General features: G+C 67.0%; 19 protein-coding genes and 1 pseudogene. 15 read left to right on the top strand and 5 right to left on the bottom strand.

Going from position 1 to position 22,918, the window contains the following annotated elements; translation table 11 throughout:
- Nucleotides 1-168 precede the first annotated feature (168 nt).
- The 3 genes from AC1Z3W_RS19635 (at nucleotide 169) to AC1Z3W_RS19625 (ending at nucleotide 4,660) form a co-directional block, all read left to right on the top strand.
- Entirely contained in the window at nucleotides 169-1,056 is an 888-nt protein-coding gene (locus AC1Z3W_RS19635; RefSeq protein ID WP_483508292.1) for a LysR family transcriptional regulator, read from the top strand.
- Between the two features lie 107 nt (nucleotides 1,057-1,163).
- A complete protein-coding gene (locus AC1Z3W_RS19630; RefSeq protein ID WP_483508291.1) occupies nucleotides 1,164-3,149 on the top strand; it encodes an aconitase family protein in 1,986 nt (661 codons plus the stop codon).
- A gap of 59 nt (nucleotides 3,150-3,208) precedes the next feature.
- Nucleotides 3,209-4,660: an MFS transporter gene (locus AC1Z3W_RS19625; protein ID WP_057928770.1), complete on the top strand. Its 1,452-nt coding sequence runs from the start codon at nucleotides 3,209-3,211 to the stop codon at nucleotides 4,658-4,660.
- Nucleotides 4,661-4,715: 55 nt separating this feature from the next.
- Here AC1Z3W_RS19625 and AC1Z3W_RS19620 read toward each other — a convergent pair whose 3' ends face one another.
- Nucleotides 4,716-5,621, bottom strand: a complete 906-nt coding sequence (locus tag AC1Z3W_RS19620; RefSeq protein ID WP_057928771.1) for a LysR family transcriptional regulator — start codon at nucleotides 5,619-5,621, stop codon at nucleotides 4,716-4,718.
- 104 nt (nucleotides 5,622-5,725) lie between these two features.
- Between AC1Z3W_RS19620 and AC1Z3W_RS19615 the strand changes: the two genes are divergently transcribed.
- Nucleotides 5,726-9,331, top strand: a complete 3,606-nt coding sequence (locus AC1Z3W_RS19615) for an indolepyruvate ferredoxin oxidoreductase family protein (protein WP_483508290.1) — start codon at nucleotides 5,726-5,728, stop codon at nucleotides 9,329-9,331.
- Between the two features lie 129 nt (nucleotides 9,332-9,460).
- On the opposite strand, the gene AC1Z3W_RS19610 is transcribed toward AC1Z3W_RS19615, so the two are convergent.
- From AC1Z3W_RS19610 to AC1Z3W_RS19600, 3 genes are all read right to left on the bottom strand, one after another.
- Nucleotides 9,461-9,763, bottom strand: coding sequence for a hypothetical protein (locus AC1Z3W_RS19610; protein ID WP_057928773.1), 303 nt, complete (start codon nucleotides 9,761-9,763; stop codon nucleotides 9,461-9,463).
- A gap of 88 nt (nucleotides 9,764-9,851) precedes the next feature.
- Nucleotides 9,852-11,006 carry a branched-chain amino acid ABC transporter substrate-binding protein gene (locus tag AC1Z3W_RS19605; RefSeq protein WP_124834792.1) on the bottom strand — a complete coding sequence of 385 codons (1,155 nt, stop codon included), beginning with the start codon at nucleotides 11,004-11,006 and terminating at the stop codon, nucleotides 9,852-9,854.
- 343 nt (nucleotides 11,007-11,349) lie between these two features.
- The gene (locus AC1Z3W_RS19600; RefSeq protein ID WP_124834791.1) at nucleotides 11,350-11,553 is read right to left on the bottom strand and encodes a hypothetical protein; all 204 of its coding nucleotides are present in this window, start codon (nucleotides 11,551-11,553) and stop codon (nucleotides 11,350-11,352) included.
- A 256-nt stretch (nucleotides 11,554-11,809) separates the two neighbouring features.
- On the opposite strand from AC1Z3W_RS19600, the gene AC1Z3W_RS19595 reads away from it, so the two are divergent.
- From AC1Z3W_RS19595 to AC1Z3W_RS19585, 3 genes are all read left to right on the top strand, one after another.
- A complete protein-coding gene (locus AC1Z3W_RS19595) occupies nucleotides 11,810-12,469 on the top strand; it encodes a hypothetical protein (protein ID WP_057928778.1) in 660 nt (219 codons plus the stop codon).
- Between the two features lie 33 nt (nucleotides 12,470-12,502).
- On the top strand, nucleotides 12,503-12,970 hold the full coding sequence (locus AC1Z3W_RS19590; protein WP_124834790.1) for a sodium:proline symporter: 468 nt from the start codon (nucleotides 12,503-12,505) through the stop codon (nucleotides 12,968-12,970).
- A 155-nt stretch (nucleotides 12,971-13,125) separates the two neighbouring features.
- Complete coding sequence (locus tag AC1Z3W_RS19585) at nucleotides 13,126-13,599, top strand: hypothetical protein (RefSeq protein ID WP_124834789.1); 474 nt, start codon at nucleotides 13,126-13,128, stop codon at nucleotides 13,597-13,599.
- 33 nt (nucleotides 13,600-13,632) lie between these two features.
- Here AC1Z3W_RS19585 and AC1Z3W_RS19580 read toward each other — a convergent pair whose 3' ends face one another.
- Entirely contained in the window at nucleotides 13,633-14,940 is a 1,308-nt protein-coding gene (locus tag AC1Z3W_RS19580) for an MFS transporter (RefSeq protein WP_483508289.1), read from the bottom strand.
- 274 nt (nucleotides 14,941-15,214) lie between these two features.
- Between AC1Z3W_RS19580 and AC1Z3W_RS19575 the strand changes: the two genes are divergently transcribed.
- The 8 genes and pseudogenes from AC1Z3W_RS19575 to AC1Z3W_RS19540 all read left to right on the top strand — a co-directional run bounded on the left by AC1Z3W_RS19575 (nucleotide 15,215) and on the right by AC1Z3W_RS19540 (nucleotide 22,885).
- The gene (locus AC1Z3W_RS19575; RefSeq protein ID WP_483508288.1) at nucleotides 15,215-15,385 is read left to right on the top strand and encodes a hypothetical protein; all 171 of its coding nucleotides are present in this window, start codon (nucleotides 15,215-15,217) and stop codon (nucleotides 15,383-15,385) included.
- 169 nt (nucleotides 15,386-15,554) lie between these two features.
- A pseudogene (locus AC1Z3W_RS19570) lies at nucleotides 15,555-15,714 on the top strand (arginase family protein); the annotation flags it as partial.
- A 227-nt stretch (nucleotides 15,715-15,941) separates the two neighbouring features.
- Entirely contained in the window at nucleotides 15,942-17,441 is a 1,500-nt protein-coding gene (locus AC1Z3W_RS19565; RefSeq protein ID WP_483508287.1) for an ATP-binding protein, read from the top strand.
- The gene (locus AC1Z3W_RS19560; protein WP_483508286.1) at nucleotides 17,423-18,799 is read left to right on the top strand and encodes a sigma-54-dependent transcriptional regulator; all 1,377 of its coding nucleotides are present in this window, start codon (nucleotides 17,423-17,425) and stop codon (nucleotides 18,797-18,799) included. The genes AC1Z3W_RS19565 and AC1Z3W_RS19560 overlap by 19 nt, the downstream gene beginning before the upstream one ends.
- Before the next feature lie 166 nt (nucleotides 18,800-18,965).
- Nucleotides 18,966-19,739, top strand: a complete 774-nt coding sequence (locus AC1Z3W_RS19555) for a hypothetical protein (protein ID WP_483508285.1) — start codon at nucleotides 18,966-18,968, stop codon at nucleotides 19,737-19,739.
- 42 nt (nucleotides 19,740-19,781) lie between these two features.
- A complete protein-coding gene (locus AC1Z3W_RS19550) occupies nucleotides 19,782-20,327 on the top strand; it encodes a hypothetical protein (RefSeq protein ID WP_057928785.1) in 546 nt (181 codons plus the stop codon).
- A gap of 16 nt (nucleotides 20,328-20,343) precedes the next feature.
- Entirely contained in the window at nucleotides 20,344-21,594 is a 1,251-nt protein-coding gene (locus AC1Z3W_RS19545) for an MFS transporter (RefSeq protein ID WP_483508342.1), read from the top strand.
- A 37-nt stretch (nucleotides 21,595-21,631) separates the two neighbouring features.
- Complete coding sequence (locus tag AC1Z3W_RS19540) at nucleotides 21,632-22,885, top strand: arsenic transporter (protein ID WP_057928786.1); 1,254 nt, start codon at nucleotides 21,632-21,634, stop codon at nucleotides 22,883-22,885.
- Nucleotides 22,886-22,918: the final 33 nt, after the last annotated feature.

Genomic DNA, 22,918 nt, shown 5'->3' with positions numbered 1-22,918 from the left:
CTGTTGTGATGGCGCTGCCGGATGATCGCATCGGCACCGCAATGTCCGCGCGGGCCGCATCGGGCAGCGTGACGCATTCTCGCTGCTAATATGGCTGGAGACGGACGGCCTTGCTCGTCCGCATGTGTCCACACGACAAGCACGCAAGTCTCCCAAGGATCCCGCCGCATGCGTATCGATCCGTACAGCCTGGAACTGTTCATTTCCGTCGTTCAGGAAGGTTCCATCGCTCGGGCCGCCAGCCGCAACCATATCGCGCCGTCGGCGCTCAGTCGGCGTATCGCCGATCTCGAAGCGGCGATGGGCGTGCCGCTGCTGATCCGCTCGCCCTCAGGTGTCGAGCTGACCGAGGCCGGTCGTCACGCGTTTTCCCGTGCCGTGTCGGTTCACGATCAGTTGCAGTCGCTCGCACGCGAGGTCCAGTCGCTGAGCGGTCAGGTCGCCGGCGTCGTGCGGCTCCATGCGAACGCGTCGGCGATCGTCGGCTTCCTGCCGGAGCGGCTGAAGGCGTTTCAGGCGCGCTACCCGCTCGTGCAGATCGCGTTGACTGAAAAGATCAGCGATGAGGTGGTTCGCGCGTGCGTGGACGATCGTGCCGACGTCGGCATCTCGGCGTGCGCCAAGATGCCGGGCGGGCTGGAGTCGTGGCACTTCGCCGACGATCCGTTGATGGTCGTGCTGCCGCTCGATCATGAGCTCGCCGCATTCCCCGCGCCGACGTTCGGCGACGTGCTTCGCTTTCCGCTCGTTGCGTTGCAGGCCGGCGGCTCGCTCGACCAGACCCTGAAGGAACGCGCCGATGCGATGCGCATGCCGCTGAACCTGTCGGTGACGGTCAACAGTTTCGACGCGCAATGCCGAATGGTCGAAGCCGGGCTCGGCATCGGCATCGTGCCGACCAGCGCGGCGTCGGCGTTCGCCGGGTCGAAGGGTTTCGTGCGCCGGCCGCTCGACGAGCCGTGGGCGCGCGAGCGTGCGCTGCATGTCCACGCGCTCCGCAAATCGCCGCGCCTGAAGGCCGTCCAGGCGTTGATCGACGCGCTCGCGGGCGCCTGACGCCGCGGGTTTACGCGGACATCGCGATTTGCGATGCCCCGCTTGCCGATCGAGCACTTCGTTTCCGCTATCGCAGCCGTCTAGATTTCCGTTCAAGGAGAAATCAGATGGCGACAGTAGATATGGCGGGCCGGATATTGTTTCTTTGCGACGATCCCGAGCGGGTCGAACGGCAACTCGGCGGCGCCGACCTGACGGAGGCCGCGGCGGGGCCGCTGCGGGACGACGTATCGACCGATGAAATCACGCCGATGAGCGTGCTGACGCGCTTCGACGAGCGCCTTGGCCGCTTTCCGTATCTCGGCTTTCGAGCCGGCGGCCGCAACCCGGTCGGGCCCGGGGCCGTGCTCGCCGGCGGCTTTTGTGTGACGGTCGCGGGGAATCGTTACGGCAAGGGTTCGTCGCGCGAGCACAGTCCGCTCGCGGAATATCGCGCAGGCATCCGGCTCGTGATCGCGAAGAGCTTCGAGCGGATCTACCGGCAGAACGCGGACAACCTCGGGCTGTTCACATCGACGGATTTCGGATTGATCGAACGCATCCGGCGCGGCGAACCCATCGACATCGAGGAACTCGTCGCATCGCGCGATAGCCTGGCCGCGTCGATCCTGCGCAGCGGCGGCCTGCTGCACTACGGTGCGCAACATATGCGCGAGATCGGGATCGCGGGCGAGACGGCCGACGCAGCGGATACGGCGGATGCCGCGCCGCGCACGCTCGCACAGAAAATTCTCGCGCGCCACGCGCTGCGCGTCGGAGGAACCGGAACGTCGCTCGCACCCGGCGAGGGCGCGTTCGTTCGCGCCGACTGGCGCTTCATCCACGAGTACTACACGGGCATGGCCACGCACATGCTGCATGCCGCATTCGGCAAGCCGCTGTCGCTGCATGAACCCGGGACCATTCTCGCGTTCGAGGATCACCTGTCGTATGCGCATCGCAGCGAGCTGCACGTGCGCAACGGGCTGCTTCCCGATGTGCGCGAACTGTCGGACGCGCACCGGCGATTCGCGGAGGACTATGGGCTGACGAATCACGGTTACCTGGCCGAAACCGGCACCGGCAGCAGCAGCATCATTGAGGGATCCGAAGGCATTTCGCACGCGATGATGGCCGAGCGCTATGCGTTGCCGGGCCAGGTCGTCGTCGGCACCGATTCGCACACGCCGCACAGCGGCGCCCTCGGCTGCATCGCGTTCGGCGTCGGGACCACGGACATGGCGAACGCGTTCGTCACGGGTGCGGTGCGCATGACCGCGCCGCCATCGCTGCGGATCGAATACAACGGGGCGCTTTCGCGCGGCGTGACGGCGAAGGATCTCGTGCTACATCTGCTTGCCGATCCGAAGATCCGCGCCGGCGCAGGGGTCGGCAAGGTGTTCGAGTTCGCCGGCACCGCCATCGCGCAACTGACGACCGACGAGCGCACGACACTCACGAACATGACGGCCGAACTCGGCGGCTTCACGGGCATCGTCGCGCCCGATGCGGAAACGGTGCGCTTCCTCAAGGAGCGGCGCGGCATCGACTTCGTGATCGAGCCTTGGATGCGCAGCGACGCCGGCGCACCCTACGCGGACGTGATCGAAATCGACTGCGCGCATATCACGCCGATGCTCGCGGCACCCGGCGATCCGGGTAACGGCGTCGCGCTGCGCGACCTCGCGGAGCGTCCGCATATCGACATTGCGTACGGTGGCTCGTGCACGGCAGGCAAGCGCGATGACTTCGACCGCTATCACGAAGTGCTGGCGTGGGCGGCGGCGCGCGGGCTGCGCGTGCCGGCCGGCGTCAGCCTCTATCTGCAGTTTGGCACGTCGGACGTGCGCGACTACTGCGCGCGGCGCGGCTACCTCGACACCTTCGAACGGGTCGGCGCGATCCTGCTGCAACCGTCGTGCGGCGCGTGCGCGAACTGCGGGCCGGGTGCGTCGACGGCTGCGGAGCACGTGACGATCAGCGCGATCAACCGGAACTTTCCGGGCCGCTCCGGGCCGGGCCAGGTGTGGCTCGCGAGCCCGCCGACCGTCGTCGCGAGCGCACTGGCGGGCCGCATCGCTTCCTTTGCCGAATTGCAGGCGCAGTACCCGTAGGCGGCGCGGTGCCGCACGCGCGCGTTCGCACATTCCAATCAAGAGACAAGGAGACAGACATGGCCATTCTGGAGCGCGCATCGAACCTGCGCGTCGCCGAACACACAGGAGCCGCGGCGGCCGCATCGGCCGCGTCGGCGGCCGACATGGGCGCGATTTCGGCACGCCTCGACAGGCTTCCCGCGACGCGTGCGGTCTGGAAACTGATTCTGCTGCTCAGCCTCGGCTTCTTTTTCGAGCTCTACGATCTGCTCTTTACCGGCTACATCGCACCCGGTCTTGTGAAGAGCCACATTCTCACGCCGACGACGGCCGGCCTGTTCGGCACGTCGGGCGTGGCGAGTTTCATCGCCGCGCTGTTCTGCGGGCTGTTTCTCGGCACGGCTGCCTGCGGCTTCCTCGCCGACCGCTTCGGCCGGCGGTCGATCTTCACGTGGTCGTTGCTATGGTACGTCGCGGCCAACACGGTGATGGCGTTCCAGGACACCGCGAGCGGCCTGAACTTCTGGCGCTTCGTGTCGGGGATGGGCATCGGCGTCGAGCTGGTCACCATCGGCACGTACATGTCGGAACTCGCGCCCAAGCATCTGCGCGGTCGCGCGTTCGCGATCTGCCAGACGATCGGCTTCTCGGCCGTGCCCGTCGTCGCGTTCCTGTCCTATCTGCTGGTGCCCGCGGCACCGTTCGGCGTCGACGGCTGGAGATGGGTCGTGCTGCTCGGCGGGATCAGCGCATTGTTCGTCTGGTACTTCCGTCGCAATCTGCCGGAAAGCCCGCGCTGGCTCGCGGGCAAGGGCCGCATCCGGGACGCCGACGAAGTGCTCTCGCGCCTGGAAGAACAGGTCGCGCGGCAGTACGGGCGGCCGCTGCCCGAGCCCGGCCCGGCCGACCCCGTTCCGCGCAACGCGGGATTCGCCGACATGCTGAGGCCGCCGTACCGGAAACGCACGCTGATGCTCGTGATCTTCCACATCTTCCAGACCGTCGGTTTCTACGGTTTCGCGAACTGGGTGCCGACGCTGCTCGTCAAGCAGGGCATCACCGTGACGTCGAGCCTGCTGTACACGACGATCATCGGCCTTGCCGCGCCGCTCGGGCCGTTGCTCGGCTACTGGATCGCCGACCGCTTCGAGCGCAAGCACGTGATCGTGTGCATGGCCGCGCTCAACATCGTGAGCGGGTTGCTGTTCAGCCAGGCGTCAGCGGCGGTGGCGATCGTGACGCTGGGCGTGCTGCTGACGCTGGCCGGCAACATCATCTCGTTTACGTATCACGCGTACCAGCAGGAGCTTTATCCGACGGCCATTCGTGCGCGTGCGGTCGGCTTCGTCTATTCGTGGAGCCGCCTGTCGGCGGTGTTCAGCTCGTTCGTCATCGCGTTCACGCTGAAGGAATTCGGCGTCACGGGGGTATTCGTATTCATTGCCGGCGCGATGGCGCTCGTCATGCTCGCGATCGGACTGATGGGCCCGAGAACGCTCGGCCAGTCGCTCGAACGCATTTCGCACTGAGCGGCAAACCGCGTGCGCAGCGGCCGATGTCGCGGGCCGCCGCGCGCGATGCGGTTCACGTGCCGCACGCATGAATCAGGAACTGCTGCAGCGCGGCGGCCGGCGCGCTCAGCTGCGCGCCCTTCGCCCAGATCATGCCGGCGTCCATTTGCGGCACGGCGTCCAGAATCGGCCGCGCTTCGATCCGCTTGCCTTCGAGCGACCACGGCCGGAACACCATGTCGGACAGCACGGTCACGCCGAAGCCGTGCGCGACCAGTCCGCGCAGCGCTTCCATCGAGCTGGTGCGAAACGCGATGTTCGGCACGATCCCTTTCTTTTTCCAGTAGCGCAGCGTCGACTGCTCGCCCTCGTCCACCGTGATCAGGATGTATGGATGCGCGGCGATGTCCTTCAGCGACGGCGCGTCGAGCTGCGCGAGCGGATGGGTCGGCGCGACCCACAGCTGCCGCCGCGAGCGGATCAGGACCTGGCTGCCGAACCGGCTCAGCTTGTCGACGTTCGACAGCAGCACCACGCCGATGTCGACGTCGCCGTCGAGCACCGCCCGTTCGCTATCGGCCCGCTCCATGTCGCGCAGGTCGAATTCGATGAACGGATAGGTCGCGCGAAAGCGGGCGAGCAGTTCCGGCAGGAAATAGCCGAGCACCGTGTAGGACGCGGCGATGCGCACGGTGCCGCGCATGTCGTGCGAGCGGAACGGCGGCTTGTGCACCGCATCGCGCGCGGCGTCGAGCACGCGGCGCGCATGGTTGTAGAAATCCTGGCCGTCGGGCGTGAGCGCGACGCCTTGCGGCAGCCGCTCGAAGAGCCGTGTGCCGAGACCGTGTTCCAGCGCCAGCACCGCATTGGTGATCGCCGATTGCGACACATGTTCATTCGCCGCCGCCATCGAAAACTGGCCGGTCTGGGCGGCCGCCGCGAAGTAGCGCAACTGCCGGAGCGTGAGATCGAATGCCATCTGATTTTCGGATACCAGGATTGTCTATTTGTGATTTTACGATACCAATTCGGCTTCCTATACTGCGCTGAAAAATCACCAGTTCCCCCGGAGACAGCCCTGCCATGAACGCGCCAGATCCCGCCGTTGTGTCGCTCCAGCCGGCCGAAACGGCCGCCACGTCCGCCGCGCCCGACCCTTCCGTTTCGCTCGACGACAAGTACACGCTCGAAAAGGGCCGCGTCTACATCAGCGGCACGCAGGCGCTGGTGCGGCTGCCGATGCTCCAGAAGGCGCGCGACCTGAAGGCCGGGTTGAACACGGCCGGCTTCGTGTCCGGCTATCGCGGCTCGCCGCTCGGCGCGCTCGATCAATCGCTATGGAAGGCGAAACGTCACCTGCAGGCGAACGACATCGTGTTCCAGCCGGGCGTGAACGAGGACCTTGCGGCAACCGCCGTCTGGGGCACGCAGCAGATCAACCTGTGGCCGGGCGCGACGCGCGACGGCGTGTTCGGCATGTGGTACGGCAAGGGCCCCGGCGTCGATCGTACCGGCGACGTGTTCAAGCACGCGAACTCCGCCGGCAGCGATGCGCACGGCGGCGTGCTGGTGCTCGCGGGCGACGACCACGCGGCGAAGTCGTCGTCGGTCGCGCACCAGTCGGAGCACGCGTTCATCGCGGCGGGCATTCCGGTGCTCTATCCGGCCAACGTGCAGGAATATCTGGACTACGGGCTGCACGGCTGGGCGATGAGCCGCTACTCCGGCCTGTGGGTGGCGATGAAGTGCGTGACCGACGTGATCGAATCCACCGCATCGATCGACCTCGATCCGGACCGCGTGGAGATCGTCACGCCGACCGACTACACGGTGCCGGAAGGCGGCCTCAATATCCGCTGGCCCGATGCGCCGCTCGCGCAGGAAGCGCGGCTGCTCGACGAGAAGTGGTATGCGGCGCTCGCCTATGTTCGCGCGAACCGGCTGAACCGCATCGTGATCGATTCGCCGACGCCGCGCATCGGCATCATCACCGCGGGCAAGGCGTATCTCGACGTGCGCCAGGCGCTGAGCGATCTCGGCCTCGACGACGAAACCTGCGCGAAGATCGGCCTGCGCGTGCTCAAGGTCGGCTGCGTGTGGCCGCTCGATGCGCAGGACGCGCGTGCATTCGCCACGGGCCTGGAGGAGATCCTCGTCGTCGAGGAAAAGCGCCAGATTCTCGAATACGCGCTGAAGGAAGAGCTGTACAACTGGCGCGAGGATGTGCGTCCGAAGATCTACGGAAAATTCGACGAACGCGACAACGAAGGCGGCGAATGGTCGGTGCCACGCGGCGACTGGCTGCTGCCCGCGCACTACGAGCTGTCGCCGGCACTCATCGCGAAGGCGATTGCGCGGCGCCTGTCGCGTGCGGAGCTGCCCGACGAGGTGCGCGCACGCATGCTCGCGCGCGTCGCGATCATCGATGCGAAGGAGCGCGACGCGGCGAAGCCGCGCGTGTCCGTCGAGCGCAAGCCGTGGTTCTGCTCGGGCTGTCCGCACAATACGTCGACGAACGTGCCGGAAGGCTCGCGCGCGCTAGCGGGGATCGGCTGCCACTACATGTCGATGTGGATGGACCGCAAGACGGAAACGTTCAGCCAGATGGGCGGAGAGGGCGTTGCGTGGCTGGGCCAGATGCACTTTTCCGGCGACAAGCATGTGTTCGTGAATCTCGGCGACGGCACCTACTTCCATTCGGGCCTCCTCGCGATTCGCGCGGCCATCGCGTCGAACGCGAACATCACGTACAAGATTCTCTACAACGACGCGGTCGCGATGACGGGCGGCCAGCCGGTCGACGGCGTGCTGACGGTGCGGCAGATCGCGCACCAGGTGAGCGCGGAAGGCGCGAAGCGCATCGTGATCGTGACGGACGAGCCGGAGAAGTACGACGCCGGTGTCGCGCTGCCCGCCGGCGTCGACGTGCATCATCGCGACCGGCTGGATTCGGTTCAGCGCATGCTGCGCGACATCGCGGGCACGACGGTGCTGATCTACGACCAGACCTGCGCGACCGAGAAGCGGCGGCGCCGCAAGCGCGGCGCCTATCCCGATCCTGCGCGCCGCGCGTTCATCAACGATGCCGTGTGCGAAGGGTGCGGCGACTGTTCGGTGCAGTCGAATTGCCTGTCCGTCGAGCCGCTCGAGACGCCGCTCGGCACGAAACGCAAGATCAACCAGTCGTCGTGCAACAAGGATTTCTCCTGCGTGAAGGGCTTTTGCCCGAGCTTCGTGATGGCCGAGGGTGCGCAGCTGCGCAAGCCTGCGGCGGCAAGCGGCGGCAGCGCGGACGCTTTCGACTTCGATGCGTTGCCGATGCCGTCGTTGCCGACCCTCGCGGGCGCATACGGGATTCTCGTGACGGGCGTCGGCGGCACGGGCGTCGTGACGATCGGCGGACTGATCGGCATGGCCGCCCATATCGAACGCAAGGGTGTGACGGTGCTCGACATGGCCGGTCTCGCGCAGAAGGGCGGCGCGGTTCTCAGCCATGTGCAGATCGCGGCGACGCCCGACGCGCTGCACGCGACGCGCATCGCGACCGGCGAAGCACGGCTCGTCATCGGGTGCGATGCGATCGTGTCGGCATCGAACGACGTGCTGTCGCGCACGCGGCATGGGGTGACGGTTGCCGCGATCAACAGCGCCGCGACCCCGACCGCGGAATTCGTCAAGAATCCGAAATGGGTGTTCCCGGGTACGCAGACCGAGGCCGAACTGCGCGAGAGCATCGGGGACGGGTGCGCGTTCATCGACGCGAACAAGCTCGCCCTCGCGCTGCTCGGCGATTCGATCTACAGCAATCCGCTGCTGCTCGGCTTCGCGTGGCAGAAAGGCTGGCTGCCGCTGGAACTGGCGAGCTTGCTGCGCGCGATCGAGCTCAATGGCGTGTCGGTCGAGAAGAACCAGCACGCGTTCAAACTCGGACGCTATATCGGGCATCACGGTGCTGCCGCGATGCAGCCGATCATCGAGCCCGTGGCCGCGCCGCGGCAAACCGTGGTGCGGATGCCCGAGTCGCTCGACACGCTGATCGGCACGCGCGTGGCGTTGCTGAGCGCGTACCAGAACGACGCGTATGCGCGGCGCTATCGCGACGTGATCGACCGCATCCGGGCAAAGGAGGCGGCGATCACCGGCGCTTCGGTACTGCCGCTTACGCGCGCCGTTGCGGCGAACCTGGCGAAGCTCATGGCGTACAAGGACGAATACGAGGTCGCGCGTCTGTATGCCGATCCGGCTTATCTGGAGAAACTGCGTCAGCAGTTCGACGGTGTCCCGGGGCGGGACTACACGCTGAACTTTTATCTTGCGCCGCCGCTGCTTGCGAAGCGCGATGAACACGGGCACCTGCAGAAGAAGCGCTTCGGCCCGTGGGTCCTGCCGGTCTTCCGTATGCTGGCGACACTGAAGGGGCTGCGCGGCACGCCGTTCGACATATTCGGTCGCACCGCCGAACGGCGCGACGAGCGCCGGCTGATTGCCGACTACATCGCGCTCGTCGACGAGTTTTGCGCGACGCTCGATGCCGAGCGCCTTCCGGTCGCGCTGCAACTCGCCAACCTTCCCGACGACATTCGCGGCTTCGGCCACGTGAAGGCGCGCAACATGGCGGCAGCGGAGCACAAGCGGGAGCGGTTGCTGCAGACATACCGGATGCCGATGCGATCGGCCGCGATCGCCTGACGTTCATCGGCGGCGCGCACGGCCGACTGTCGGGCCGGGCTCGCCGTCGTGCGTCATGCGGGCAGATTCGCGCGGCGCGCGGTGGGCGCGCAGTTCGGCGTGAAGCAGCGGCCGATCGGCCGCGGCAGTTCATGAATCGTCGTTTCGGCGCTTTCCGGCACGCGGCTTGGCCGCCGCCGGAAATGCGCCGACGCCGCGCGGCCGTTTCGGTTCGATGGCCGTCTTGCCGATCACGTGCCGGAAATCGATCTCGTGCGCGGCGAGCGCGCCGATGAGGGTCGCGATGACCGCCAGGTGGGAAGGGACGGTGCCCTTGCTCGAATAGTTCGTGATGGAACTTTCGTTCATCCGGATCAGACGGGCGAATTCGCGCGCCGTCAACTGCGCTTTCTTCAACTCCTGTTGAAATTCCGCATACGCCATTGCACACATGTCGCTTCATCTCCGCGAGACTTGAATCGGCTCCGCGCGGCGCCGGCGTCGACGGGTGGCGTTCCCGTCGTGCCGGCGTTGCGCGGTGTTACATCTTCACCTGGTCGAGGAAGGTCTTCTTGCCGCTCTTGTAGCCGTAGATCGAGATGATTCCGTGCGTCAGGTCGCCCTTCGCGTCGAACGTCGTCGTGCCGATCACGCCTTCGTACTTCGTCGACGGCATCACGGCGAGGATCTTCGCCGGGTCCGTCGAATTCGCGCGCTTCATCGCGTCGACGGCGATGTAGACCGCGTCGTACGCGAACGGCGCATCGAACTTGATGCCCTGGTTGAAGCGCTTCTGGTACTTCGCGAGGAACGCCGCGCCGCCCGGCATCTTCTCGAGCGCCGCGCCCGCCTGCGAGCACAGCACGTTGTCGGCCGCCGGGCCGGCCAGCTCGGCCAGCGAGTCGGTGCACACGCCGTCGCCGGACAGGATCTTCGCGCGCAGGCCGAGCTGTTTCGCCTGCTTCGCGAGCGGGCCGCCGGTGGCGTCCATGCCGCCGTACATGATCGCGTCGGGGTTCTCGCCCTTGACCTTCGTGAGAATCGCGCGGAAGTCGACGGCCTTGTCGTTGGTCGCATCGTGCGACAGCACCTTCAGGCCGAGCGCCTTCGCCTTCTTCTCGAATTCGTTCGCGAGACCCTGGCCATACGCGGTCGAATCGTCGATCACGGCGACGCTCTTCACGCCCTTCGACTGCGCGTAGCTCGCGAGTGCCGGGCCCTGCTGCGCGTCGGTCGCGACCACGCGGTAGGTCGTCTTGAAGCCCTGCTGCGTATAGGTTGGGTTCGTGGCCGACGGCGAGATTTGCACGATGCCCGCGTCGCTGTAGATTTTCGACGCCGGGATCGACGTGCCCGAGTTCAGGTGGCCGATGACGGCGACGACCTTGTCGTCGACGAGCTTCTGCGCGACTTGCGTCGCCTGTCGCGGGTCGGCCGCGTCATCCTGCGCGTCGAGCTGCAGCGTGATCTTCTTGCCGCCGATCGTCAGGCCCTTCGCATTGATTTCCTCGACCGCGAGGCGCGCACCGTTCTCGTTGTCCTTGCCCAGGTGCGAAATGCCGCCCGTCGTCGGTTCGACGCTGCCGATCTTCACGACCTGGTCGGCCATCGCGCCCGACGCGGCCGCGAATGCGGCGGCTGCCAGTGCGACGGTGATCAGGGGTTTGCAGCGCATGCCGACAGTGCTTCGTTCCATCTGCCATCTCCGTTGATTGATAGTTCTATCGCCGTCCGGCCGTCCGTGCGCCCTTGTGAGGCGATCGGCGTGCCGGACGAATCTTCACGACCCGTGACGGGTTTGGTTTGCATGCCGCCAGGCAGTCGATGTCGACGAACGACGCTGGCGCCATGCAGTGCCCGAGCGAGCGGGCGAATTCATCTGACGATATGCAATGGGGCTGAATATATCCGAACGCATGTGCGCTCGCTTCGGCGAATTGCGCAATCCTGCGCAAATGTGAGGCGATCGCGCGGCTGTCTGCCGGCCCGTCGTGCGAGGGTGTGGCCGTCTCGCCGTCTCGCGCCGTCGATTGTTCCGATTATTCGGCTTGGCCGATATCGATGGCCATGGACAGTGCGATGCAATCAATCGCGAACTGTTCGGTCGATTTGTCTGCACACTTTTTGGCGCTGCGCGGGAATGCGCAATCGCGCGCAGCGCAATGCAGCGCCGAGGCCGTCACTTGATTGATGCAACTAACGGTCAATCCCGGCGGCGTTGACAAATTGGCGTCGACCCACACGAGCAGCGCATGTCATTCGCTTCGCAGATGACGGGGCCCGGCTTGAAGGGCTCGCGCTGATGGCGCGGATGCGGGCGGCGCTAGCGTTGGCGGCAGCGTGTCGGCGTGCGCAACGAAGCGTGTGTCGACGTCGCTGCTGCTCGACTCGGGATGCCGGATCGCCGACAATGCGACCGCGAAAATCCGCGAGATCCCGAAAATGAACGAAAATCGAGAGTTTCAGCAGACATGTGGATGCAGAGGGAGAGAGTAAGTAATGAATAGACCAGACAAGTCGTCGAAAGCGCGTGAGGCGCTCGACCAGCTGTTTTCGGGCATGGCGCCCGCGGACGCGCAGCAGCGCGCGTCGCGTCCGGGCAATCCGTTCGAAGCGGCAGGCGACCCCGCCGGCGCCGACGGACGGGTCGAAGTCACGTTGTCGACGCGAATCCAGCTGCGCGGCTATCCGGGCGCGGATGCGTTCATGAAGCGCATGGCCGAAGCCTGGGGCCTCACATGGGGCCCGTACGACGCCGTGCGTGCAACGGCCACGCTGCCGGCCGGCTGGCGCTCGCGCCGGCTTCCGGAAGTCACGCAGATCGTCGACGAACGCGACGTATTGCGCGCGGAAAGCAGCCTGCAGGGCGGCGAGATGTCGTACCTGAAAGTGCATCCGCGCTACTACATCGACGCGCGCAAGGGCTTCGGCTGGCGCAAGTCGTCGAAGGCGTCCGACGATCCGGATCTCGACGGTCCCGACTGGAACTGCTACGTGATGGATCGGGAAAAGTCCGTCGAAGTGCACGAGCTGACGACGTCGTCGTCGAAGGCCGATCTGGACAACGCGCGTGCGACGTTGCTGAAATGGCTCGACGAGCACTATCCGAAGCATCGCGATCCGTTCGCGTACTGGACGGACTGCGAACGGCCTCTGTAAGCCCGCACGGCGCGCCGCGATCGCGGAGGGCAAATGAAACGGAACGGTCCGGTCCCGATTCTTTGCGCGGCGTTCGGTGCGGCGCTGGGCTCGACCGTCATCGAGCTGATGCTCTGGCCGATCGCCGGCGAAGACGCGCTTCACAACCTGCTGCGCGACGCACGCCTGACGGCCGCCATCGTGATGGGGCGCTCCGTGCTCGGCGCGTCCGCGGGGTTCGATCCCGCGATCATGGGCGTGGCGACGCTGGTGCATGCCGCGCTGTCGCTTGCCTATGCGGCCGTGCTGGCGAAACTGGTCCGCAACCTGTCGCCCGGCGCCGCGCTGTTTGCGGGCGGCGCGTTCGGACTCGTTCTCTACGGCGTCAACCTGTACGCGTTCACCGCGATTTTTCCGTGGTTCGTTCCGGTGCGCGGCGCGATCACGCTGGTCGCTCATCTGGTCTTCGGCGTGAGCGCGGCGGGCGTCTACTGCATCGTCCGGCGTTCGCCGCGCGCATGATCGTCGGCGCTCGCCGCGTCGCACTTTCGCATCACGACCCCTGGAATAACCCGGCGTGCCCTATCGTTTAATGGTCGGGTGACCCTATACGAAGGCGGGCGCCGTGCGTGACGCCAGGGGTCGAGTGGTCGGGGGCAACCATGCAGGAGCCGATCATGTGCAACTTGTTTCGATTCGGGATGGGCATCGTCTGTCTCGGGTGTTCGGTGTGCGTCCTTGCGCAAACGTACGACGACTCGCCGGACGAAGGCGTCCGTTGCCGTGCGGTCGTCGCGCAAGCGGAAATCGACGGCACGGAGCAGCAGATCGTCGGGCGTGCGTGCCGGCAAGGCGACGGCACCTGGCAGATGGAGCAAAGCCCGGACGGCAGCATCGTGTGGTATCCGGACACCGCCTATCCGTACACCGACCCGTGGTACTGGGGGCCGGCGGTGTTCGTCGGCACGGGCGTGAGTTTCGTCTTCATCGACCGCTTCCATCATCGCCATCACTTCGACCACTTCGGTCGCGTCGGTCACTTCGACGGGGGCGTGCGCGGCCGGGTCGGCGTTCCGATGGGCGGGGGCTTTCACCGTGAGCCGGCGTTCGTCGGCGGTGGCCACGGGTTCGGCGGCATGCGGCGGCATTGAGCCGCCGCTCGCGATCACATCGGGAGGGCAAAGCTAGATGGCATGACTGGCCGATACCGTGGCGACTCGCGCGGGTACCAGGCGAATCAGGAGAAGCATCCCCAGCAGCAGCAGGCTCGCCACCACCGAGAGGGCGACATACGGCGTGCCGTAGCGGCTCGTGAGCATGCCCATCAGTCCCGAGCCGAACGCGCCACCGAGCGATCCCAACGCGCTGATCATGGCGATGCCGGCTGGCGCACTGCGCTTGTCGAGTTGCGCGGTCGGAATCGTCCAGAACAGGATCGGCACCGTGAACATGGCGAGCTGTGCAATGCAGACCAGCACGACCGTGGCACGGATATCACCCACCGTGATCCGCAGCAGCAACAGGCATAGCGCGGTGGCAAGGAAGCAGCCGGCCAGATGCCAGCGTCGCTCCAGGTAGCGATCGGAGCTGTACGCAATCACGACGTTGCCCACCATGGTGAAGACGGAAATCAGGCCGGACAGCGAGCCGATGGTCGCAATACTGGAGACGCCCGCCGCCTTCAGGATCGTGGGCGTCCAGAACGTGACGGTGCTCAGGCCCAGATGAACGCTGAAGTAGACGACGGTCAATCCGATCACGCGCCGGTCGAACAGGATCGAAAGCAACGTTGCCCGGCCCGCTGAAACCATCGCGTTGTCTTGCGCGGCCTGGAGATCGCGCGCGAGCATGTCTCGTTCCGTACTGGAAAGCCAGGTCACGCTTTCGGGACGATCGCTCAACAGGAACGGCGCGAGTATCCCGAGTGCAATGGCCGGCAGGCCTTCGAGCAGGAACAGCCACTGCCATCCGCGCAGCCCCCAGCCGCCTTGCATCTGGTTCATGATCCAGCCCGATAGCGGGCCGCCCGTGATACCGGCGATCGGCACGGCGAGCAGAAGGATGCTGTTGACGCGCGCCCGCACCGCATCGGGAAACCAGTACGAGAGATACAACATCAGGCCCGGAAAAAATCCGGCCTCTGCCGCTCCCAGCAAGAAGCGCACGAAGTAAAGCGACGCAGCACCGCTCACGAACATCTGCGCAACCGTACACAGGCCCCAGAGCACCATGATCCGCAGCAGCGTCCGCTTCGCGCCAATGCGTGCGAGCAACAGGTTGCTCGGCAACTCGAACGCGGCATAGCTCACGTAGAACACGCCTGTCGCGACACCAAAGACAGTCTCGCTCAAACCGAGATCCGTCAGGAACTGCAGCTTGGCGAAACTGATGTTCACCCGGTCGACGAAGTTCAGGACATAACACAGAAACAAGAACGGCAAGATACGCAGCGCGATCTTCTGGTAGAGCCGTGAGGACCGAAACAGGGACATTGGCACTCCTCTTCGTCAGGGCTGGATAACGACTCGATCCTTGCCGTGTGCGCGCCGGTTGGCACGGTGAGCGAATCTCGGGGCACACGTCCGTCAATGTCGTCGACCGCAGCGGCGGACGCCGGCACGACAGAAATGGTCGCTTGGACCGAGGCACGCAAGCCCGTACGGGTTGCTGTCATCACGCTCGATCCTGCGGCGAATTCTAGGTTGCCGATGCGGCATCGCGCTCTCGGTGGTTTCCACTACATCCCGTAATTTGGAATTTTCGTAAATGTTATTGGGTGAATATCTAGACGAAATGTCTCATAAATTCCGTAATGAGGAATTTTTGCGTAATGAAATTGCAAGGCGCACCACCGTGCCGGCGATCGACCTGATTGCGGGCATGCCTGATGGAATCGGCTCGGCCCGCGTTGAGGCGCGACATTGCTTGCGGGCGTGATCAACCACAGCGGCCTCGCGTGGATCGCCCGGCCGCTCGCCGGTGCCGCTGATCATTCGCGTGTGGGGCGAAAACGATTCGATCGTGCGCACCGCGACCGGCCTGCTGGTCGTGTCGATGCGGTCCGCGCTGCTGTCGGCGCCGCTGCGCAGTATCCGCTGTCACGGACGCTACGACGCCGGCGCTGTCGATCATCCGCGGGCTCACGTCGGATCGACATGGTCGGCGCGGACGTGGTCGAGGTCGCGCCCGCCTACGATCATGCGGACATTACTGCGCTCGCCGCCGCACACGTCGCGAGCGAGCTGATCTGCCTGTTCAGGCACCGCGCGGGCGCGTCGTGTGCGTCCCGAAGAACGCAGTGCCGATGCCGCTTCAATGAATTCGTTATCCGAATCGAATGGGGCCTGCTGCGGGCAACACCGCAATCCGAGGGATCGACCACGCAGCGACGGGGGAGCAGGTCAAACGAAAGGGATCGCAGCGACGACGCGCGCATTTTCCCGCCGTCGTATGCTTTACGTTATCCTGTCGCCCCAATTGCCTGGCCGATCCGATGAAGCGTCCGCCGTTTTCCACTCAACTCGTCATGCTCTGGGCACTCGTCGCGGCGCTCTGTGCGACGCTCGTCGCGGTCGTCTGGGTCATGGCAAATTCCGCCGAGAGCCAGCAGATCGCCGGCGCCAGGGCAGCGGGCGGGGCGGCCTGCGAAGCGGTCGCGTCGCGCTACGACGCTTCCGCTGCATCGGCCGGCGCCGGGCCCGATCTGGCGCTGATGCATGCGGTCCTCGATATCGTTCTGGCCCGCACGCCGGACCTGGAAGGCGGGTTCTGGATGCCCGCCGGCGCGCCTGCCGCAGATGGTTTTCTCGCGTATTCCTTTCCCACTTATCAGGGCAGCGGCATCAAGCGCGACGTCCCGGAAGCGGAAATACCGCTGATCCTCCGGACGCTGCGGGCCGCCGCCGCGACGCACGGCGCGACCTCGAACGTCGTCGAGGGCGCGCAGGACGCGGTCGTTGCGGCGGCATGTCCGGTGCGCACCGGGTCGGGCCTGTTCGTCTGGACGATGACGCGTGCCCGTCCGCCGCTCGGACGGCACGGGGAACTGCTGGTGACGGGCCTCGCCGCCGTGCTCGCGGTGATTCTCGCGCTTGCGGCGGCGCTGGCCGTTGCACTGCGTCGCTGGAGGCGCAATCTCGCGCGGATCGAAGCCGGGTTGGTGCCCGATGGCCGCGAACGGCACCTGCCGTACGTCGGCGAGCCGGATCTCGATCGGATCATCGATGCGTTCAACGCGCGCGCACGACGTGCCGAACAACTGCAACAGCAGACCGCCGAACTCCGCACGCGGCTGACCGAGGCCGAGCGTTTCGGCATGCTCGGCAAACTGGCCGCGCAGGTTGCGCACGAGATTCGCAATCCGATGGGGGCGATGCGGCTGAAGGCCGAAAATGCGCTGGCCGGTGACGGCCGACGGCAGCAGGATGCGCTGCGCGTGATTCTGGCGCAGATCGAGCGTATCGATGCGCAATTGTCGGGCTTGCTTGCGCTGACGCAGCCGGTCAGCCCGCATGCGACGCGCGTCGATGTCGACGCGTGGCTTGCGCAGGTCGTCGAATCGCACCGCGAGCTGGCGCAGCGGCAAACGATCGATCTCGCGCTGTCACGCGGCGCGCATGGCGAGCGACTCGCGCTGCCGTCCGATTTCCCGGTATTCGATCCCGACCAGATGCAGCGTGCGCTCGATAACCTGCTGCTCAACGCGCTGCGCCATGCGGGCGACGGCGGCGCGGTGACGCTCGCAGCCGCGCGTCGCACGTCCGCCGATCGCCACTGGCTCAGAATCACCGTGTCGGACAGTGGTCCGGGCGTTCCCGCCGCGCAGCGCGAGCGAATTTTCGAACCGTTCGTGACGGGGCGCGCGGACGGAACGGGCCTCGGCCTGGCCGTCGTCCGCGAAGTGGCGGCGGCGCATGGCGGGCAGGCCTGGCTCGACGATACCCCGCGGGGTGCCTCATTCGTGATCGAGATTCCATGGCAACCATCCTCATAGTCGACGACGACGCGGCATTTCGCGACGGCCTTGCCGAGACGCTGGCCGATCTCGGTCATCGGGTCGTCGAGGCCGCGTCCGGACGCGCGGCGCTGAGCGCGCTGCGCGACGGCGAGCGCGTCGAATGCATGTTCCTGGATTTCCGCCTGCCGGATCTGGACGGGCTCGCCGTGCTCGCGCAGTTGCGGGAGGATCCGGCACTGGCCGCGATTCCGGTCGTGATGCTCACCGCGCACGCGACCAGCGACAACACGATCGACGCGATGCGGCTCGGCGCGTTCGATCACCTGACGAAACCGATCGGGCGTCGCGACGTCGCGCAGCTGCTCGAGCGCATCGTGACCGCGAACCAGCCGGCGGCGGCAGAACCGCAGGGCGGCGGGTTTGCGCGCGAGTCGGGCTCGGACCGCCCCCGGCTGCTGGGCGTGAGTGCCGCGATGCGTGACGTGCAGAAGCAGGTCGGCCGCGCCGCGACGAGCGACGCGACCGTGCTCGTCACCGGCGAGACGGGCACGGGCAAGGAGGTAGCGGCCCGCGCGCTGCACGCCGCGTCGATGCGGCACGCGCAGCCGTTCGTCGCGGTCAACTGCGCGGCCATTCCCGCCGATCTGCTCGAAAGCGAATTGTTCGGACATCGCCGCGGGGCGTTTACGGGCGCGCACGCCGATCGCGCGGGACGGCTCGTCGAGGCCGACGGCGGGACGCTGTTCCTCGACGAGATCGGCGACATGCCCGCCGCCATGCAGGCCAAGCTGCTGCGCGCGCTGCAGGAGCGCCAGGTGACGCCGCTCGGTGCGGATCGCCCCACCGCGATCGACATTCGCGTGGTGGCCGCGACGCACCGCGATCTCGCCGCGGCGGTGGCGGACGGGACGTTTCGCGAAGACCTGTTCTACCGTCTGAACGTCGTTCCGGTGCACCTGCCGCCGCTCGCGGATCGCGTGGCCGACATCTTGCCGCTCGCGGCTCATTTCCTCGCGTGCGCGGCAGGCACGCGCCCGTTGCACCTGACCAACGGCGCGCAGCGGGCATTGCTCGATCATCGCTGGCCGGGCAACGTTCGGGAACTGCGTAACGTGATGGAGCGGGCGGCCGCGCTCGCGCCGGGGCCGGCCGTCACCGAGGCCGATCTCGGGCTCGTCGCCGCGCCGGCGTTGCCGTCGGGGCCGGACGGGCTTCCGGCGCACCTGCTCGACATGCCGTTGCCCGATGCGCTCGCGGCGCTCGAGCGTGCCGCGATCCTGCGCGCGCTCGAGCGTTCGAACGGCAATCGGGCGGAGGCGGCGCGGCAACTCGGCATCGGCCGCCAGTCGCTCTACGCGCGCATGGCGAATCTGGGTATCGACCGCGGCGACTAGCCCGCGGCCTCCACGGTCGGATTCTCGACACTCGGCGGGGAGAGGTGTCGGGAAACCGGACACCTTCGGCGCGCTTCACCGTTCGACGCACCGCCACGCGGGCGTTCGAGGGCTGGCACAGGGGTTGCGTAAGGGATGGCATCGCAATCCTTCGCCGAAGCCCGCCATGATGTCGCATCCGTTTGCCATTCGATTGCCGTCGCCATGCGGCACCGCCGTGCGCCGGACCTATCGAGCGTTTTCCGCTGTCGTGCTGATTGCCGCGGCGACGGCCAGTGCGGCTCAGATGCCGCCGGCGCCGCGCGCGGCGGCGGACCCGGCGGGTGTCGCGCCGCCTCCCCCTCCGGCTCCCGCGCTTTCGCCCGTTGCGCCCGGGGGTGACGTCGCACCGGATGCGCTCGTGTCCGGCACGCTGTCGCGCCTGACGATCAACCCGGAGGGCGCGGTCGACGGCTTCGTGCTGGCCGACGGGACGCTCGTCCATCTTCCGCCGCATCTCGGCACGCAGCTGATCGCATTCGCGCGGCCCGGCGAGCGCGTGACGGTGGCAGGCATTCGCCGCTTCGGCGATGACATCCACGCGCGCGTGGTCCGCAACGACGGCACCGGCGCGTCGCTTTCCGACCAGCCGCCACCGCTTTCCGCACCGATGCCTCCCGCGTTGCGCGGCGTCAATCTCGCCCGCCTCAGCGTGTCCGGCGTCGTGCGTCGCGTGACGCGCGCGCCGCGCGGCGAGCCGGATGGCGTGATGCTCGACAACGGCGCGATCGTCAAGCTGACCGTGCCCGCCGCCCAGCAGTTCGGCGGGCTGCTCGTACCCGGTGCGCGCGTTGCCGTGGTCGGCTACGGCACGCGCAATGCCTACGGCGAAGCGCTGCAGGCGACGGCATTCGGCTCGCCGGGCCATGTCGTGAATCTCTATGACGATGTCGCGCGCTGAGGGCGCGACGCCGTTCCAATATCCCTTGAAAAGGAGTCCTGCATGCACTGGATCGATCCCGCCTGCCTGCCCGAAACGCGCGGCCGCGTCACGCAATTCCTGCTCAACCCGCACGGAGAAATCGACGGCCTGATCCTGAACGGCGACCTGCAGGTTCACGTGCCGCCGCATCTTGGCCGCAAGCTGACCCGGCATGTCGCGGTCGGCGATCGCATCCGCGTGCGCGGCGTCAAGGCGCGCGGCGCCGGGATGATCGCCGCCGTACAGCTGACCGGGCGCGGCGGCGTCGACATCGTCGACGACGGGCCCGTGCACGACGCGCCGAAACCATCGCGACCCGCCCGCAAGCCGATGGAGCTCCGGGGCGAAGTCGCGCTTGCGCTGCACGGCCCGAAAGGCGAGCTGAACGGCGCATTGCTGACGAGCGGTGTCGCATTGCGGATGCCGCCGCATGCGGCGGCCGAGCTGCGCGATTATCTTCGCGCGGGCACCCATGTACAGGTGTGGGGGCATGGCATCGCGACGCCGCACGGCACGACGCTCGACGTGCACGAGATTGCCGAGCTCGTCGATGCGCCTGATGAGTGACGGTGCGTCGGTGACCATGCACCCGGCACGCGCGCTCGAAGCGCTCAATTTCTTCCTGGCCGACGTGCAGGCCGGCATTGGCCCGTTCGTCGGCGTCATCCTGCTGTCGCGCGGCTGGAGTGCCGACGCGATCGGCTCGGTCATGACACTGGCCGGGCTCGCCGCGATGGCCGCGACGCCGCCGGCCGGTGCGCTCGTCGATGCGTTGCGAGCGAAGCGGGCGCTGATCGTCGCGGCGACCGCGGCGACCGCGCTGGCGTCGCTGGCGCTGATGTTCGTCGACAGCTATCCGGCGGTGGCCGCTTCGCAGATCCTGGCTGCCGTCAGCGGCGCGGCGCTTGCGCCGGCCGTCGCGGGCGTGACGCTCGGCATCGCGCGTCGGCCAGGCTTCGATCGGCAGTTCGGCCGCAACCAGATGGCGAACCACGCGGGCAACGTCGTCGGTGCGGCGCTCGCGGGCTGGCTCGGCTGGCATGCGGGATTCGACGCCGTGTTCGCGCTCGTCGTCGTCTTCACGATGTTCGCCATCGCGAGTACGTTGGCGATTCCGGGGCGTGCCATCGATCACGCATGCGCGCGCGGTCTCGACGCGCAAAGCGCCGGTCCACACGGCCAGGCATTCGACGGCGCGCCGACGCCTCGCGTCGGCGGGTTGCGTACGCTATTCGAGAACCGGCCGCTGGTGCTGCTCGGCGCGTCGCTTGCGCTGTTTCATCTGGGCAACGCCGCGATGCTGCCGCTATACGGGATGGGCGTGGTCGCCACGCACCGCAGCAACGCGAGCGCGTTCACCGCGCAAACCATCGTCATCGCGCAGCTCGTGATGGTCGCGGCGGCCTGGTTCGCGCCTCGCCTGATTCGTGCGTACGGCTATTGGCGGGTGTTGCTGATTTCGTTTCTGTCGTTGCCGGTGCGCGGTGCGCTCGCTGCGGCGTTGATGAGCGAAGCGGGCGTGTGGCCGGTGCAGATTCTCGATGGCATCGGCGCCGGCCTGCAAAGCGTCGTCGTACCGGCGCTCGTCGTGCGCCTGCTGCACGGCTCCGGCCGTGTGAACGTCGGGCAGGGCGCCGTCGCGACTGCGCAGGGTGTCGGCGCGGCGCTCAGCCCCGCGCTGGGCGGTGTCCTCGCGCAGCACTTCGGTTATCCGGCTGCGTTCATGGTGCTGGGTGCCGTGTCGACGGGCTCGCTCGCGCTCTGGCTCGGCCATGCGCGATCGCTGAGCGGCGTATGCGGCAAGCCGGCCGATCTGCCCGCCGCTTCGTCCTGAAGATCATTTCGAACCTTCTGCCGTTCCTTCCCTGCCAATGAATCCTGCCTCGCTTGCATGGCTGATTTCCGCGCTCGCCACCGCGGGCGTCATCGCGCGACCCTTCGGCTGGCCCGAAGCGACCTGGGCCGTGAGCGGCGCGCTGCTGCTGGTCGTGTTCGGCCTGTTGCCCGTGCATCCGGCGCTCGACGCCGTGGCGAAGGGGGGCGACGTGTATCTGTTCCTGACCGGCATGATGCTGCTGTCCGAGGTCGCGCGTCGTGAAGGATTGTTCGACTGGGTCGCGACGCACGTCGTCAATCTCGCGCAGGGTTCGCCCCGGCGCTTGTTCGCACTCGTCTACCTGGTCGGCACCGTGACGACGATCTTTCTGTCGAACGATGCGACCGCGGTCGTGCTGACGCCGGCCGTGTTCGCGGCCGCGCGCCGAGCGAAGGCCGACCCGATGCCGCTGCTGTACATCTGCGCGTTCGTCGCCAACGCGGCGAGCTTCGTGCTGCCGATCTCGAACCCGGCGAATCTCGTGCTGTACGGTTCGCGCATGCCCGCGCTCGGCGTATGGCTGGCGCATTTCGCGCTGCCGTCCGTCGCATCGATCGCGTGCACGTTCCTGATGCTTCGGATCACTCAGCGACATGCGCTTCGCGGCCATTGCGCGTCGGGTTTGCCGGTGCGGCCGCTCACCGCAGGCGGGCGCATTGCGCTGGCCGGCATCGCGGTCACGGCCGTCGCGCTGATGGCGGTGTCGATGAAGGATCGCCCGCTCGGGCTGCCGACCGCGATCGCGGGAATCGTCACCGTCGCGTGCGTCCTGTATCGCGATCGCGCGGCGTGCGTGCCGATCGTTCGAGAAATTTCATGGAGCGTGCTGCCGCTCGTCGCGGGTTTGTTCGTGCTCGTCGAAGCGCTCGACCGGACCGGCGCGGTGCGCGCGCTGGCCGGGCTGCTGCGCGAGTGGACGGCAAGCGGCGAGCAGGTGGCCGCAGCCGCATCGGGCATCGCGATCGCGCTGGCGTCGAACCTGGTCAACAACCTGCCCGCCGGACTGATCGCGAGTTCGACGATCGGCGCCGCGCACAGTCCGCAATCGGTGATCGACGCGATTCTCATCGGCGTCGACCTGGGCCCGAACCTGTCCATCACCGGATCGCTCGCGACGATTCTGTGGCTCGCGGCGATTCGCCGCGAAGGGCAGCGGGTCGGCTTCGGAGAATTTCTCGCGGTCGGCGCGTGCGTGATGTTGCCGGCGTTGCTGATCGCGCTGGTGACGCGGCTCGCGCTCGGCGCGTGATGCATCACGCACGCCACGCACGCCACGCGCCCG

It is taken from the genome of Burkholderia sp. 10_S31, assembly GCF_056930375.1.
The sequence above is the reverse complement of the archived record's forward strand: the minus strand, read 5'-3'. Positions and strand labels throughout refer to the sequence as shown.

Coding starts and splice junctions, on each gene's coding strand:
- AC1Z3W_RS19635 (WP_483508292.1), top strand. CDS start 169: ATGCGTATCGATCCGTACAGCCTGGAACTGTTCATTTCCGTCGTTCAG.
- AC1Z3W_RS19630 (WP_483508291.1), top strand. CDS start 1,164: ATGGCGACAGTAGATATGGCGGGCCGGATATTGTTTCTTTGCGACGAT.
- AC1Z3W_RS19625 (WP_057928770.1), top strand. CDS start 3,209: ATGGCCATTCTGGAGCGCGCATCGAACCTGCGCGTCGCCGAACACACA.
- AC1Z3W_RS19620 (WP_057928771.1), bottom strand. CDS start 5,621: ATGGCATTCGATCTCACGCTCCGGCAGTTGCGCTACTTCGCGGCGGCC.
- AC1Z3W_RS19615 (WP_483508290.1), top strand. CDS start 5,726: ATGAACGCGCCAGATCCCGCCGTTGTGTCGCTCCAGCCGGCCGAAACG.
- AC1Z3W_RS19610 (WP_057928773.1), bottom strand. CDS start 9,763: ATGTGTGCAATGGCGTATGCGGAATTTCAACAGGAGTTGAAGAAAGCG.
- AC1Z3W_RS19605 (WP_124834792.1), bottom strand. CDS start 11,006: ATGGAACGAAGCACTGTCGGCATGCGCTGCAAACCCCTGATCACCGTC.
- AC1Z3W_RS19595 (WP_057928778.1), top strand. CDS start 11,810: ATGAATAGACCAGACAAGTCGTCGAAAGCGCGTGAGGCGCTCGACCAG.
- AC1Z3W_RS19590 (WP_124834790.1), top strand. CDS start 12,503: ATGAAACGGAACGGTCCGGTCCCGATTCTTTGCGCGGCGTTCGGTGCG.
- AC1Z3W_RS19585 (WP_124834789.1), top strand. CDS start 13,126: ATGTGCAACTTGTTTCGATTCGGGATGGGCATCGTCTGTCTCGGGTGT.
- AC1Z3W_RS19580 (WP_483508289.1), bottom strand. CDS start 14,940: ATGTCCCTGTTTCGGTCCTCACGGCTCTACCAGAAGATCGCGCTGCGT.
- AC1Z3W_RS19575 (WP_483508288.1), top strand. CDS start 15,215: ATGTTATTGGGTGAATATCTAGACGAAATGTCTCATAAATTCCGTAAT.
- AC1Z3W_RS19565 (WP_483508287.1), top strand. CDS start 15,942: ATGAAGCGTCCGCCGTTTTCCACTCAACTCGTCATGCTCTGGGCACTC.
- AC1Z3W_RS19560 (WP_483508286.1), top strand. CDS start 17,423: ATGGCAACCATCCTCATAGTCGACGACGACGCGGCATTTCGCGACGGC.
- AC1Z3W_RS19555 (WP_483508285.1), top strand. CDS start 18,966: ATGATGTCGCATCCGTTTGCCATTCGATTGCCGTCGCCATGCGGCACC.
- AC1Z3W_RS19550 (WP_057928785.1), top strand. CDS start 19,782: ATGCACTGGATCGATCCCGCCTGCCTGCCCGAAACGCGCGGCCGCGTC.
- AC1Z3W_RS19545 (WP_483508342.1), top strand. CDS start 20,344: ATGCACCCGGCACGCGCGCTCGAAGCGCTCAATTTCTTCCTGGCCGAC.
- AC1Z3W_RS19540 (WP_057928786.1), top strand. CDS start 21,632: ATGAATCCTGCCTCGCTTGCATGGCTGATTTCCGCGCTCGCCACCGCG.